The organism is Streptomyces sp. NPDC045470 (genome assembly GCF_040646595.1).
Taxonomy (GTDB): domain Bacteria; phylum Actinomycetota; class Actinomycetes; order Streptomycetales; family Streptomycetaceae; genus Streptomyces.
The window spans coordinates 242,645-256,673 of sequence record NZ_JBEZAN010000012.1 but is presented as its reverse complement, the minus strand read 5'-3'; the positions used below and the strand labels follow the sequence as shown (position 1 = coordinate 256,673).

General features: G+C 73.1%; 9 protein-coding genes. 6 read left to right on the top strand and 3 right to left on the bottom strand.

The window, feature by feature from the left end:
- The first annotated feature begins 459 nt into the window (after window positions 1-459).
- Together AB0A97_RS28775 and ptsP are read left to right on the top strand one after the other, a co-directional pair.
- On the top strand, window positions 460-909 hold the full coding sequence (locus AB0A97_RS28775) for a PTS glucose transporter subunit IIA (RefSeq protein ID WP_361155246.1): 450 nt from the start codon (window positions 460-462) through the stop codon (window positions 907-909).
- Between the two features lie 78 nt (window positions 910-987).
- Window positions 988-2,658 (top strand): phosphoenolpyruvate--protein phosphotransferase, encoded by a 1,671-nt coding sequence (gene ptsP / locus AB0A97_RS28770; protein WP_361155244.1) that lies wholly within the window; start codon window positions 988-990, stop codon window positions 2,656-2,658.
- Between the two features lie 202 nt (window positions 2,659-2,860).
- Here ptsP and AB0A97_RS28765 read toward each other — a convergent pair whose 3' ends face one another.
- Both AB0A97_RS28765 and AB0A97_RS28760 read right to left on the bottom strand, forming a co-directional pair.
- The gene (locus AB0A97_RS28765) at window positions 2,861-3,730 is read right to left on the bottom strand and encodes a hypothetical protein (RefSeq protein ID WP_361155278.1); all 870 of its coding nucleotides are present in this window, start codon (window positions 3,728-3,730) and stop codon (window positions 2,861-2,863) included.
- Between the two features lie 203 nt (window positions 3,731-3,933).
- Complete coding sequence (locus AB0A97_RS28760; RefSeq protein ID WP_361155242.1) at window positions 3,934-5,973, bottom strand: acetoacetate--CoA ligase; 2,040 nt, start codon at window positions 5,971-5,973, stop codon at window positions 3,934-3,936.
- A gap of 359 nt (window positions 5,974-6,332) precedes the next feature.
- Here AB0A97_RS28760 and AB0A97_RS28755 point away from each other — a divergent pair, with 359 nt between their 5' ends.
- The 4 genes from AB0A97_RS28755 to AB0A97_RS28740 all read left to right on the top strand — a co-directional run bounded on the left by AB0A97_RS28755 (window position 6,333) and on the right by AB0A97_RS28740 (window position 11,903).
- Window positions 6,333-8,813: a TIM-barrel domain-containing protein gene (locus tag AB0A97_RS28755; protein ID WP_361155240.1), complete on the top strand. Its 2,481-nt coding sequence runs from the start codon at window positions 6,333-6,335 to the stop codon at window positions 8,811-8,813.
- Between the two features lie 102 nt (window positions 8,814-8,915).
- Window positions 8,916-9,920, top strand: coding sequence for a methyltransferase (locus tag AB0A97_RS28750; RefSeq protein ID WP_361155238.1), 1,005 nt, complete (start codon window positions 8,916-8,918; stop codon window positions 9,918-9,920).
- Window positions 9,921-9,946: 26 nt separating this feature from the next.
- The gene (locus tag AB0A97_RS28745) at window positions 9,947-10,981 is read left to right on the top strand and encodes a bacteriocin fulvocin C-related protein (protein ID WP_361155236.1); all 1,035 of its coding nucleotides are present in this window, start codon (window positions 9,947-9,949) and stop codon (window positions 10,979-10,981) included.
- Window positions 10,982-11,048: 67 nt separating this feature from the next.
- A complete protein-coding gene (locus AB0A97_RS28740) occupies window positions 11,049-11,903 on the top strand; it encodes a M15 family metallopeptidase (protein ID WP_361155234.1) in 855 nt (284 codons plus the stop codon).
- 22 nt (window positions 11,904-11,925) lie between these two features.
- Here AB0A97_RS28740 and AB0A97_RS28735 read toward each other — a convergent pair whose 3' ends face one another.
- On the bottom strand, window positions 11,926-14,010 hold the full coding sequence (locus AB0A97_RS28735; RefSeq protein ID WP_361155232.1) for an FG-GAP-like repeat-containing protein: 2,085 nt from the start codon (window positions 14,008-14,010) through the stop codon (window positions 11,926-11,928).
- Between the last annotated feature and the right edge of the window lie 19 nt (window positions 14,011-14,029).

Below are 14,029 nucleotides of genomic sequence, written 5' to 3'. Positions count from 1 at the left end.
CCGGCGTGTGCCGGTGGACGGGGTATCAACATATCTGGCGTTGACTTTTGGCACGCTGTTGAGTTCTCAAGGAACGGACGCTTCCTTTGTGCCTGCTTCACCAGGCTCTCCGGGCGCTTCCCTTCGGTGTTCCACCACTCTATCAGGCCGTTTCGGGCTTCCGGACCACCGTGTTTTCCGCAGACATGCAGAAACGAGGTCGAAAATCTCGATCAGTTCTGAAGGAGTGCCGCCCGTTGTCCGTGCCGCGAAGTGATCGCGTTCTGTCGGACCGGGGCAGGTGTCAGACAGTACAGGGCCGCGTCGGACGGGGCAAATCGATTCCCCGGGGACGCTGCTCCGGGGCTGGTGTCGCGCGTGCGGAACCCTCACTTCTTATGACTTACGCTCTGATCGGTGCGCCGTCCAGGACAGGTAGTGACGGCGGCCTGAAAGATCTCCACCCCTGGGAGGACTCCCATGACCACCGTGACGTCCCCGCTCGCTGGACGCGCCATCGGACTCGCGGCCGTGCCCGACCCGGTGTTCTCCGGCGCGATGGTGGGTCCCGGTACCGCCATCGACCCGGTGCGTGAGCCGTCCGAGGCCGTCTCGCCCGTTGACGGTGTCGTCGTCTCGCTGCACCCGCACGCGTTCGTCGTCGTCGACAGCGAGGGCCACGGCGTGCTGACGCACCTCGGTATCGACACCGTGCAGCTCAACGGCGAGGGCTTCGACCTGCTCGTCAACAAGGGCGACACCGTCACCCGCGGCCAGGCCGTCGTGCGCTGGAACCCGGCCGCCGTCGAAGAGGCCGGCAAGTCGCCGGTCTGCCCGGTCGTCGCGCTGGAGGCGACCGCCGACTCCCTCGGTGAGGTCGTCGAGGACGGCGAGATCAAGGCCGGCGAGCAGCTCTTCAGCTGGCAGTAGCCCCTGCTGCCGTTCCGACGGCACGTACGACAACCACCGCGGCGGCAGTGACCGCCGCATCAACCGGAGACGGGTGAGATGGAGACAACGCTGCGAGGCGTCGGCGTGAGCCACGGTGTGGCGATCGGCGAGGTGCGGCACATGGGCACGGCGGTCCTCGAACCGCCGGCCAAGCAGATTCCCGCCGAGGAAGCGGAGCGCGAACAGGGGCGTGCCCGCAAGGCCGTGGAAGCTGTGGCCGCCGACCTGATCGCGCGGGGCAACCTGGCGGGCGGCGAGGCCCAGGCCGTGCTGGAAGCCCAGGCCATGATGGCCCAGGACCCGGAGCTGATGGCCGACGTCGAGCGGCGCATCGCCGTGGGCAGTACCGCCGAGCGCGGTGTCTACGACGCCTTCGCCGCCTACCGGGCCCTGCTGGCGGGTGCCGGCGAGTACCTGGCCGGGCGGGTCGCGGACCTCGACGACGTGCGGAACCGTATCGTCGCGCGGCTGCTCGGCGTGCCGATGCCGGGTGTGCCGGACAGCGACGAGCCGTACGTACTCATCGCGCGGGACCTGGCGCCCGCCGACACGGCGCTGCTGGACCCGACGCTGGTGCTCGGCTTCGTGACCGAGGAGGGCGGGCCGACCAGCCACAGCGCGATCCTCGCGCGGGCGCTGGGGGTGCCGGCCGTGGTCGCGCTGCCGGGCGCGGGCGAACTGGTCGAGGGCACCGTCGTCGCCGTCGACGGCAGCACGGGCGAGATCTTCGTGGACCCGAGCGCCGAGAAGCGCGCGGAGCTGGAGCAGGCCGCCGCGGCCCGCAAGGCCGCGCTGGCGGCTTCCACCGGCCCGGGTGCCACGTCGGACGGGCACAAGGTGCCGCTGCTGGCGAACGTCGGCGGTCCTTCGGACGTGCCGGCGGCCGTGGAGGCGGGTGCCGAGGGTGTCGGGCTGTTCCGTACCGAGTTCCTCTTCCTGGACGACAGCAAGCAGGCGCCGTCGCAGGAGAAGCAGGCCGAGGCGTACCGCAAGGTGCTGGCAGCCTTCCCCGAGGGCCGGGTCGTGGTGCGGGTGCTGGACGCGGGCGCGGACAAGCCGCTGGACTTCCTGACGCCGGGTGACGAGCCGAATCCGGCGCTGGGCGTGCGGGGTCTGCGGACGCTGCTGGACCACCCCGAGGTGCTCCGTACGCAGCTGGCCGCGCTGGCCCAGGCTGCCGAAGGGCTGCCGGTCTACCTTGAGGTCATGGCGCCGATGGTGGCCGACCGGACCGACGCCAAGGCGTTCGCGGACGCGTGCCGCGAGGCCGGGCTGCAGGCCAAGTTCGGCGCGATGGTGGAGATTCCGTCCGCCGCGCTGCGCGCCCGGTCGATCCTGCAGGAGGTCGAGTTCCTCTCGCTGGGCACCAACGACCTGGCGCAGTACACCTTCGCCGCCGACCGTCAGGTCGGTGCGGTCTCGCGTCTGCAGGACCCGTGGCAGCCGGCGCTGCTCGACCTGGTGGCGCTGTCGGCCGAGTCGGCGAAGGCCGAGGGCAAGAGCTGTGGTGTCTGTGGTGAGGCGGCCTCCGATCCGCTGTTGGCCTGTGTGCTGACGGGTCTGGGCGTGACGAGCCTGTCCATGGGCGCGGCGTCGATTCCCTACGTGCGCGCGACGCTGGCGAAGCACACGCTGGCCCAGTGCGAGCGTGCCGCTTCCGCCGCGCGGGCCGCGGACACCGCCGAGGACGCGCGCGCCGCGGCGCAGGCGGTGCTCTCCGGGGAGTGATCCCCGAGGCTTGGTCCCCGGCGGGCCCGGCGCGGCAGTGACCGGCCGGGCCTCCGGACCTCGCCGAGCAGGCAGCACGACGTTGGTACGGACGGCCGTCCCGCCCTTGTGGCGGGGCGGCCGTCCGGCGTTCACGGCAGAGCTGACGTCCTACGTTCGCGGTGGGGCGGCCGTCCTGCGGTGCGGCGAGGTGGCCGCCGTGTCAGTGGTGGCTGTGGTCGTGTCCCTCCGTTGGCGGTGGGTCGGGGAGGGTGAGGCCCGCGTCGTAGTCGACGCCGGGCTCGGGCGGGACGGGTTCGCCGGTGTCGGCGTCCGTGCAGTAGGCCGTGAAGACCTCGGCGGCGCTGAGCGGGTGCAGCCAAGCGTCGCGCAGGACCCAGCCGCGGACCGTGTCGCGCCCGGCGGTCTCGGCCGTACGGGAGACGATGCCGCCAGGGCTGCGCAGGGCGACGCCGGCGGCGAGGACCGTGCAGAAGACCAGCGTCGCGGCTTCGGACAGCTCCAGCCGGCCGTCCTCGCGGGAGTCGGCGTGCAGCACGGCGAGGAGCGGGGTGCCGGTCGCGGGGACGCTGCACACCAGGTGGTGGGTGCCGTCGCCGAGGGTGTCCAGCAGGCCGGTGACCGCGCGGGAGGCGCGCGCGAAGGCGGCCCGCGCCAGGTCCTCGCCGCAGTCCGCACAGGCTCCCGTGCGGGCGAGGAGCGCGGTGGCGCGGTCCCAGGTCGCCTGGCGTTCCGCTTCGTCGATGAGGACGGGCAGCAGCCGGGCCAGGGATTCGCCGGTGTACGGCAGGGTGGCGCCGGTACAGGCCAGTTCGGCCGTGTAGCGGGAGCGGCTGTCGGGGCGGTCGGGGTCCAGGTCCAGGTCCGTGCAGAAGGTCTCGTACGCGACGGGGTCGAAGAGGGCGACGGTGGTGTGGATGCCCTGGGCGGTCAGTGAGCGCAGCAGGGTCTCCATCTGCTGGAGGTAGGCGGTGTGGTCGTCGAACGGGAAGGTGCGGTAGCGGCGCATGGCCGCGAAGTCCTGTGCGTCCGCCAGGACGGCGGCGGTGCTCGGGATCTCGCGGCGCAGCATGCGGCGTGCGGCGGCGGGCCCGCCCGGAGCGGTGCGTCCGGTGCGTGCGGTGTGTTCGTTGTCCGCGGTGCGGTCTGTGGTGCGTCGGGACGGTGTGGTCATGGCTCCCCCTCGGTCGGTGTGTGCTGCTCGCTCGGCGAGCCTCACTTGTGACTGAGAGTAATCGGAGGGTCTGACAACGGCCGTCCGCGACGGCCCGCCCGCTACCGTCCGCGCTCGGTCGCGGCGCCCTCGGCCGCGGCGCGCTCGGCTGCGATCCGCTCGTAGAACCGCAGGAGTTCGAGGTTGTCGACCGAGCCGGGGTTGACGGCCTTCTCCAGCGGGGTGCCCTGGAGGAGGCGTTTGACGGGGACCTCGATCCGCTTGCCGGTCAGGGTGTGCGGTACGCCGGGGGCCTCGATGATCTCGTCCGGGACGTGCCGCGGGGAGCACTGCGCGCGGATGGTCCGCTTGACGCGGTCGCGCAGGGCGTCGTCGAGCGTGGCGCCGGGCGCGAGGTGGACGAAGAGCGGCATCCAGTAGCCGCCGTCGGGCAGTTCGAGGCCGATGACGAGGGATTCGCGGATCTCGGGGAGGCGTTCGACGGCCTCGTAGATGTCCGCCGAGCCCATCCGTACGCCCTGGCGGTTGAGGGTGGAGTCGGAGCGGCCGTGGATGACGACGGTGCCGCGTGCGGTGCGGGTGATCCAGTCACCGTGCCGCCAGACGCCGGGGTAGGTGTCGAAGTAGCTCTCGTGGTACCGGGTGCCCTCGGGGTCGTTCCAGAAATGGATCGGCATGGACGGCATGGGGTTGGTGACGACCAGCTCGCCGACCTCGTCGGTCAGCGGCTCGCCGTGCGGGTCCCAGGCCTGGAGGTCGGTGCCGAGGCAGGGGGCCTGGAGTTCGCCGATGTGGACGGGGAGGGTGGGCGCCGCGCCCGCGAAGCAGCTACAGACGTCCGTGCCGCCGCTGACGGAGGCGATCCACAGGTCGGCGGCGACCTCGTCGTGCAGCCAGCGGAAGCCGTCGGGCGGCAGCGGGGAGCCGGTGGTCGCGACGCACTTGACGGTGGTCAGGTCGAAGTCGCGGCCGGGCTGCACGCCGGCCTTGCGGCAGGCCATCACGTACGCGGCGGAGGTGCCGAACAGGGTGGTGCCGGTGCGTTCGGCGATCCGCCACTGGGCGGCGGTGTCCGGGTGTCCCGGGCTGCCGTCGTAGAGCACGATCGTGGCGCCCGCGAGGAGGCCGGCGACGAGGAAGTTCCACATCATCCAGCCGGTGGAGGTGTACCAGAAGAAGCGGTCGTCGGGTCCGAGGTCGCAGTGCAGGCCGGTCTGCTTGAGGTGTTCGAGGAGGATGCCGCCCTGGGACTGGACGATGGCCTTCGGCAGGCCGGTCGTCCCGGAGGAGTACAGGACCCACAGGGGGTGGTCGAAGGGGACCTGTTCGAAGACCGGTTCGGTGACGGCGGAGGTGAGGTCGGACCACTCCAGGGCGCCTTCGGGCGCGGGGGTCCCCAGGAGGGGGATGTGGACGACGGCGCGGAGGGTCGGCAGTTCGCGGCGGAGTTCGGCGACGGTGTCGCGGCGGTCGTGTTCCTTGCCGCCGTAGCGGTAGCCGTCGACCGTGAACAGCACGACGGGCTCGACCTGCTGGAAGCGGTCCAGGACGCTGCGGGCGCCGAAGTCGGGGGCGCAGGAGGTCCAGACGGCGCCGACGGCGGCGGTGGCGAGGAGGGCGACGACGGCCTGCGGGACGTTGGGGACGTAGCCGCTGACCCGGTCGCCGGGGTGTACGCCGAGGCGGCGCAGCTCGGCGGCCAGGGCGCCGACCTGGGCGCGCAGCTCGGCCCAGGTGACGGGGGCCGGGTCGTGGGTCTCGTCCACGTGCAGCAGGGCGGGCGTGTCGGCGCGGGCCGGGTCCTCGGCGGCGCGCAGCGCGTGCTCCGCGTAGTTGAGGGTGGCGCCGGGGAACCAGCGGGCGCCGGGCATCGCGGGGTCGGCGAGGACGGTCTCGTACGGCGTGGCGAAGCGGACGTCGAACCAGGCGGCGACGGCCTGCCAGAAACGGGACAGTTCGGTCACGGACCAGTGGTGCAGCGCGGCGTAGTCCGCCACCGGGTCGCCGGCGGTGCGGGCGGGAGCGCCGTGGTGGGCGGCCGCCCAGTCGTGGAACCGGGTGAGCTGGGCGCCGGCGATGCGGTCCGGGCCGGGCTGCCACAGGGGTTCCGGTTGCGGGTCGGACTGCGGTGCGGTGGTCATGATCGGCTCCCGGCTGTACGCGGCGTTGCGTGGTCCCCGTCCGGTCCGGGGGATCGCCCCGGCGCAGCGCGGGGGCGCGTGCGTGTGACACGGCTGGGCAGGACGATGCCACGTGATCGACTTCTGCGCCAGGGTCGGCCGCACATTGGGGCCGCGGGCGCGCGTCGGGAGCGATCGCGCGTCCGTGTACGGCGGCGGCCCCGTACCTGTCGTCAGGAGCGGGCTCCGGCGTGGCCCGGTGGCCGGAACCGGCGGCGTGCGCGCCACCGGTGTGCCGCGTGTGAGATCCTGGTTCTTCCCAGGTGAACGGGGTCTGAACAACGCCCCCGTCGCGGGCCGTCGATGGCAGGCTGAGCAGCATGGACGGGCGTGATCAAGAGCGGTCGGCGCGGTGGCCGCGGTGGGACGGGACGGCCGGTGCGGTCCGGGCCGTCAGAGCACTGGGATCGGTACGGGGGCTGCGGACGTGGCGGTCGGCGTGGCGGCGGCGCCGTGCCGACGCGCTGGGGCTGCCGCGGGGCGGCCGGGAGCGGGCGCGGGTGCCGGGGACGGCGGTGCGCGCGGAGCCGCAGCCGGGAGGCGGTGTGGTGCATTTCGCGCGCTCGTCACTGCGGGTGCGGGTGGCGTCGGGCGGTGCGGTGTTCTGCGGCTGGGACGACGCGGCGCCGGAGCCGTCGTACGCGCTGGCCGGGGCGTGCCCGGAGCCGGACGCGCGGGCGGTGCTGGAGCCCGGTACGGAGGGCGGCTGGCGGGTCGTGTCGGAGCGGGTGACGGTGACGGTGTCGCGGCACGGCACGGTGGAGGTGCGGACGCCGGGCGGGGTGGTGCTGCGGCGGGAGCTGCCGCCGCGCTGGTGGGACCGGGTGCCCGGGGACGGGAGCGGAGGGCCCGGTGGGGAAGGGCCGGGGGCCGGGGTCTCCGGGGACGGCGGCGGAGAGTCCGGCGAGCGGGCCGGGGACTCCCGTTGGGTGCAGCGCTCCGAGGTGGCCGCGGACGCCCGGTTCTTCGGGCTGGGCGGCCGGTCGGCGGGGCCGCGGCTGCGGGCGGGCACGTACCGGCTGTGGAACACCGACCCGGGCGGTGCGTTCGTGCCGGGCGACGATCCGCTGTCCGTGACGATGCCGGTGCAGCTCGTGGTGGCGGACGCCGGTACGCACCTGGTCTTCCACGACAACTCGTGGGACGGCACGGTGACGCTGCGCGAAGGGGTGGAGGGTGCGGGCTCCGGGCACGACCGGCCGGGCTGCGCGGAACTGCGGATGGACGGCGGCCCGTTGCGGTACTGGGTCCTGGCCGGTACGCCCGCCCGCGTCCTGCTCGGCTGGACGGCGCTGACCGGGGCGCCCGCGCTGCCGCCCCGCTGGGCGCTGGGTCCGCAGCACGCCCGGTGGGGTTTCGGCAGCCAGGCGGAGGTACGGCGGGTCGTCTCCGGCTACCGGGAGCGCGGGCTGCCGCTGTCCGCCGTGCATCTGGACATCGACCACTACGACGGCCATCGCGTCTTCACCGTGGACCGTACGGCCTTCCCCGACCTGCCCGGACTGGCACGGGAGTTGCGCGAGGAGGGCGTGCGGCTGGTGTCGATCGTCGATCCGGGGGTGAAGGCCGAGCCGGGCAACGCGGTGTACGAGGGCGGGGCCGCGGCCGACGCGTACGTACGGGACGCGCGGGGCCGGGCGGTGCGCGGAGTGGTGTGGCCGGGCGAGGCGGTGTTCCCGGACTTCACGGACGCGCGGGTGCGCAAATGGTGGGGCGGGCTGTACGCGGAGCGGCTGGCCCAGGGGTTCTCCGGGGTGTGGCACGACATGAACGAGCCGGTGTCGTTCGCGGCGTTCGGCGATCCTTCACTGCCGCGGTCGGCGCGGCACGCGCTGGAGGGCCGGGGCGGTGACCACCGGGAGGCGCACAACGTGTACGGGCTGGCGATGGCACGCGCCGGGTACGAAGGGCTGCTGGAACTGCGGCCCGAGGAGCGCCCCTTCCTGTTCTCCCGTTCCGGATGGGCGGGGATGCAGCGCTACGGGGGGACGTGGTCGGGGGACGTGGCGACCGGGTGGCCTGGGCTGCGGGCCTCGTTGTCGCTGGTGCTGGGGATGGGGCTGTGCGGGGTGCCGTACAGCGGGCCGGATGTCGGCGGGTTCTCGGGGGTGCCGTCGCCGGAGCTGTATCTGCGGTGGTTCCAGACGGCCGCGTACCTGCCGCTGTTCCGTACGCACTCGGCGATGACCGCGGGACGGCGGGAGCCGTGGGAGTACGGGCCCGAAGTGCTGGAGCACGCGCGGGCCGCGCTGCTGGAGCGGATGCGGTTGCTGCCGTACTTCGTGACGCTCGCGCAGTTGGCGCGCCTCTCCGGAGCGCCGTACGTACGCCCCGTCTGGTGGAACACCCCCCGCGACCGGAAGCTGCGCGACTGCGAGGACGCCTTCCTGCTGGGTGACGCGTTGCTGGTGGCGCCCGTGCTGGGGCCCGGGGTGACGCGGCGGGCGGTGCGGCTGCCGCGCGGGCGCTGGTACGACACGGCGGACGGGCGGGCGTACGACGGGCCCGGACAGGTGCTGGTGGACGCGCCGCTGTCCCGGATTCCGGTGCTGGCGCGAGCCGGTGCGGTGGTGCCGGTGGCGGGCGCGGACGGTACGACGGAACTGGAGGTGTGGCCCCCGAAGGAGGGCCGCGGTGGTGGCGGCCTGGTCGTGCCGGACGCCGGTGGCGGCTGGCAGCGGCCGGCGGTCGAGCGGTTCGCGACGCGGCTGGAGGGTGGGGAGGTGGTCGTCGGGCGTCAGGGCGGCGGCGAGGTCGGGTATCGGGTGCGGGTGCGCGGAGTGACGGGCGGGCACGGGTAGACGGCCGGTGGCGGATGCGTGGATCGGTCCGTTCGTACCGTGGAAGTGACAGCGGCGGCAGCAGCGCCGGTGGGGCACGACCGTGCAGAGAGGATCCGGGAAGTGGCGGACGGGGACGGGCAGGGCATCTGGGACATCGCGGATCTGGTGACGCCGATGGCGGTCCGGACCGTGGCGACGCTGCGGGTGGCCGACCACCTGGCGGACGGAGCGCGGAGCGCACGGGAGCTGGCCGCGATCACGAAGGTCGACGCCGGGGTGCTGGACCGGGTTCTGCGGCACCTGGTGACGATGAAGGTGTTCAGCCGTGACGACGAGGGCCGCTACGGGTTGTTGCCGCGCGGCGAGGAGCTGCGCGACGGCCACCCGTCCGGCGCGCGGCGGATGCTGGACGTGGAGAGCGCCATCGGCCGGGCCGACCTGGCGTTCGTGGCGCTCCCCCACTCCGTACGGACGGGCGAGGCGGCGTTCCCTCGGCAGTTCGGGCGTTCCTTCTGGGACGACCTGAAGACGGACCCGGATCGGACCGCCGACTACGACGCGCAGATGGGCGTCGACGTCGCACGGTGGGCCGAGACCGTCGTACCCGCCTTCGACTGGGGCTCGCTGGGGCGGATCGTGGACGTCGGCGGCGGCAACGGCACGTTCCTGGCAGCGTTGCTCGCCGCGCACCCCGGGCTGCGGGGCACCGTGTTCGACCAGCCGGAGACCGTACGGGCGGCACGCGAGACGTTGGCGGCGGCCGGGCTGGCCGGTCGCGCGGACGCGGTGGCGGGCGACTTCTTCGAGGCGCTGCCCGCCGGGGCGGGCGGCTACCTCCTCTCCGCGGTCCTGCACGACTGGGACGACGACGCGGCGCGGGCGATCCTGCGCCGGTGCGCCGAGGCGGCGGGGACACGAGGGCGGGTCCTGGTGGTGGAACGGTTCGGCGCGGACGGCGAGTCGGTGCACACGGGCATGGACCTGCGGATGCTCGTGTACTTCGGGGCCCGTGAGCGTGGGGTGGCGGAGCTGACGGCGCTGGCGGAAAGCGCCGGGCTGCGGGTGGCCGGGGTGCATCCGGCGGGCGATCTGGCGGTGGTGGAGATGACGGCCGCCGGGGAGTGACCGCGGAAGAGTGACCGCGCACGGCGGTGTCCCGGGCGTCCCGGCTCCCGGCTCCCGGCTCCCGGCTCCCGGCTCCCGGCTCCCGGCTCCCGGCTCCCGGCTCCCGGCTCCCGGCTCCCGGCTCCCGGCTCCCGGCTCAGGACACCCCGGGATACCGCAGACGGAAAGCTGGTGCGGCCTTCTCTTTCTGCTCTATTGCCGCCCATTTTCCCGGTGCGTCACTTTTGCCGGAGAACCCTTCCGTAAAAACGGGTGAGGGACGACATGAGCGACCCGGTGACGCGGTGGGTGTTGGCCTTCGACGCCTCGTGCGAGCAGCGCAGGAAAGCCTCCGAAGCGGTCGAGCGCGCCTGCGAAGGGAAAGTCGAACTGTTGTCGCTCATGCATCAGGACGAGCGCCGGTCGCGCGCGGAGAGTTTCGGCGAACGCGCCCCCTGGAAACCGGGTGGAGCCGGACCGGGTATGTGCCTGGGCCGGTCCGGGAATGGCCGTGGCACTCGTCCGGAGGCTGGGGCCGCGTGCGACCATCCGTACGGTCGGCACCCTCGACGACCTGCGCCGGCCGCCCCGTACGGCTGACCGCCCAGCCTCTGCCCCACCGCCAGGCCGTCTGGGCCGTCCTGCCACCCGCGGCCCGCAGCCGGCTCTGGGTAGAACAACTCGCGCGCTACCGCCGGGCGCACCCCGGCCCTTCCCCGGAACAGAGCGACGTACTCGAAGAAGTGCACCACATCGCCGCACAGGAGAGCACTTTCGCTTTCGACCGGGTGGCCGATCCCGGCCCGGCCGAGCGGGCCCTCCGGGAGTCCGCCGACCGGCATTTCGGGCGCGCTGAGGCGAATCCGCTGTTCGCGGCAATCGGCCCCGCCGAGACTTCCGGGCGGCGCGGCGCAAAGGCTCTGAACTGCAATTGCAGCGTCGAGTCCAACTACTGTTCCAGCAGTGCCTGTCACGACAACCAGTGCATGAAAGGCCGGTGCGACTGCCGCGTCCACCAGCGCTCCTGCGGTTGTCTCTGGCGCTCTCCCTGCGACGGCTTCCGCGCTTGCAGTTCCTGCTGAGCCTCTGTTCCGGCAGGCGGCGCCGGGTGTCTTCCGTGGGGCGCGGTGCCGGTGGTAGACGGGTGCCATGCCGAGACTCGCTGCCGCGCTGCGCGGCCTCACCGTGGCCGCCACGGCCTTCGCTCTTACCTCTGCGGCCGTGTCACCAGGAGCGGCCACCCAGCCGCGGCCTTCGGGCGGCACCGCGCTCGCACCAGGTACGACCGTGTCCGCCCCCGCGCCCAGGGAATTCGTCGCTCTGCGCGACGTGGACCCGACGATCCGCCAGGAGATGCGGTACTTCACGCCGCACAACTTCATGGGCGTACCGGTGACCGGCTACCGGCAGCCCCTGTGCATCCTGACCCGGGACGCGGCGCGGGCGCTGCACCGGGCCCAGCGCTCCTTCGTGCGGCAGGGCTACACGCTCAAGGTGTACGACTGCTACCGGCCGCAGCGCGCCGTGAACCACTTCGTGGACTGGGCGAAGGACCTGGGCGACCAGCGGATGGAGGGCGAGTTCTATCCGCGGGTCGACAAGTCGGCCCTCTTCCGTGACGGCTACATCGCCGAGAAGTCGGGGCACAGCCGGGGCAGCACCGTCGACCTGACGCTGGTCCGGCTGCCCGGCCCGCCCACCCGGCCGTACATCCCCGGCGAGCCGCTGACGCGGTGCTACGCGCCCCAGAAGGAACGCTTCCCCGACAACTCGCTCGACATGGGCACCGGATTCGACTGCTTCGACACCCTGGCGCACACCCTCGACCCCCGGGTGCAAGGCCGGCAGCGGGCGAACCGGCTGCTGCTGAAGCAAGGGCTGGAGCGCGCAGGGTTCCGCAACTACGACAAGGAGTGGTGGCACTACACCTTCACGCCGGAGACGTTCCCCGACACGTATTTCGACTTCCCTGTCTCGCGGCGGTCGCTGAGCGGCCGGCACTGAGCAGCCGGCACTGAGCAGCGGATCACCAGCCTCCGGTCAGCCGTAGCGGCCGGTCGGGGACGGCGCCCCCGGTATTGACCCACAGGTTGAGGTCACCGGTCGTGGCGTCCCTGGCGACGAGGTCGGCGATGCCGTCGCCGGTGAAATCGCCGGCGGCGGTCTCCGTGCAGGGCCAGTCGCTCTTCAGGACCGTGGGCGGGCCGAAGGTACCGTCTCCCTTCCCGGGCCGGAGCCGCAGTGCGTTCGTGGCGTCCCTCGCCACGAGGTCCGCCTTACCGTCGCCCGTGAAATCGCCGGCCACCGCCTGCGCGGCGTCCCCCCAGCCACGGACGGCCGTCACCCGTACCGCGAACGTGCCGTCTCCTCGGCCGGGCCACAGCAGGAGATTCCCTTCGCCGTCACGGGCGACGAGGTCCAGGATCCCGTCGCCGGTGAAGTCGGCCGCGGCGGTCCGGGTGAAGACCCAGCCCCGGGTGACCCGCGCCGGAGGCGCGAACGTGCCGTCGCCGTTCCCCGCCCAGAGCTTGAGGGCGTTCTCGGGGTCCTTCCCGTCCTTACCGATGAGGTCCGCCTTCCCGTCACCCGTGAAGTCGCCGGCCACCGCCTGCGTGATGTCCCCCCAGTCGCGGAAGGCCCGTACCGGCCGCGCGAACGTGCCGTCGCCTCGTCCCGGCCGGTCGGTGTCCTGGTTACCGGGCCACAGCATCAGATCCCCGTCGGCATTACGGGCGACGAGGTCCACGATGCCGTCGCCGGTGAAGTCGGCCGCGGCGGTCCGGGAGAAGTGCGGAGCGGGGTGGGTGGGCGGCGCGGCGGTGACGGCGCCGGCGAGGACGAGGCTGCCGTTGTCGTTGAAGTGCAGCCGGTCGTCACCGCGGTCGTAGTACCCGGCGAAGAGCCGGGCGCCGTCCTGCGGGTCCCGCGTCGCCCGGTCGAAGTCGACGTAGGAGTCCAGGTCCCGGCTGGTCCGGATGTAGCGGTTGACCTCCTGCCGGGTCTGTTCCTTGGCGGGGGTGTACGAGGGGTATCCCGCGAAGGGCGGGATGGTGGCTGCGGTGAAGGTGAGGCCGGCGGTGTGGGCACGGCCGGCGAGGTGCCGGATCGCCTCGATGAGGGAGGTGCTGTCGGCGCCGTCCAGCGCGATGTCGTTGATGCCCTCGTAGAGGATCACGGACCGGGCGCCGGGCTGTTCGACGACGTCGCGGGTGAAGCGGTTCAGGGCGCTCGGGCCGTAGGCGGCGCGTGTCCCGGTGGAGTCGGTGAGCAGCCGGTTGCCCGAGATTCCGGCGTTGACGACTCCCGTGTGCCGTCCCGACGCCTGGAGGGCGCGGCCGTAGTGGTCGGGCCAGCGGCGGTGGGTGTCGGGGGTGGTGTGCCCGCCGTCGGTCTGTGAGTCGCCGAGGGCGATGACGGTGCCGTCGCCGCCGGACACCGTGACGTCCACCCCGTTGAGGTAGGCCCAGTGCGCGAAGCGGGCCGGGAAGCGGCTGCCCGCCGGCTCCCCCGCCCGGTCGGCGCCGTCGCCCGGTGCCGAGGTGTAGGAGGTGGTCAGCGTGTAGTCGTGGTACGGAGCTTCGGCCACGGGCTCGGGCAGATAGACGCTGACCAGCAGGTTCTCGTCGGCCTTGACGGGGAAGGCCGCCTGGTCGCTGCGTACCGTCTCCCCTGGTCCGATGACGGTGCGCCGGCTGCCGCCGAAGGTCAGGGTGACCGGCGTGCCGGTGGCACCGGCTCCCGCTGACCGACGGGCGATGGTGGCGTGTCCGATGAGCACGGGTGCCGTGGCGAAGGTGTTGGCGAGCTGGATGCGCGCGGTGTCGCCGCCGGTGCTGGTGTGGACGACCATCCGCAGCGTCTGCCGACCGGTCACCCCGGACTTGGCGGCGGGGGCCGCCGTGCCCAGCGCGGTTCCCCAGGTACGGGTCCAGCCCGGGTCCGCTCCGGTGCCCTGTCCTGCCCGGGGCGCGGCGTGCGACGCCGCCGGGTCCCGGGCGTCGGCGGACCGTGCCCATGTGACATGGCTCAGCGCGGCGACCGTCGCGCAGGAGGTGAGCGCCACCGTGGCCGTTCGCGTGGCTCCGCGGAACAGCCGCGCCGTCCTCGTCATGGGGTTTCTTCCCAACCGT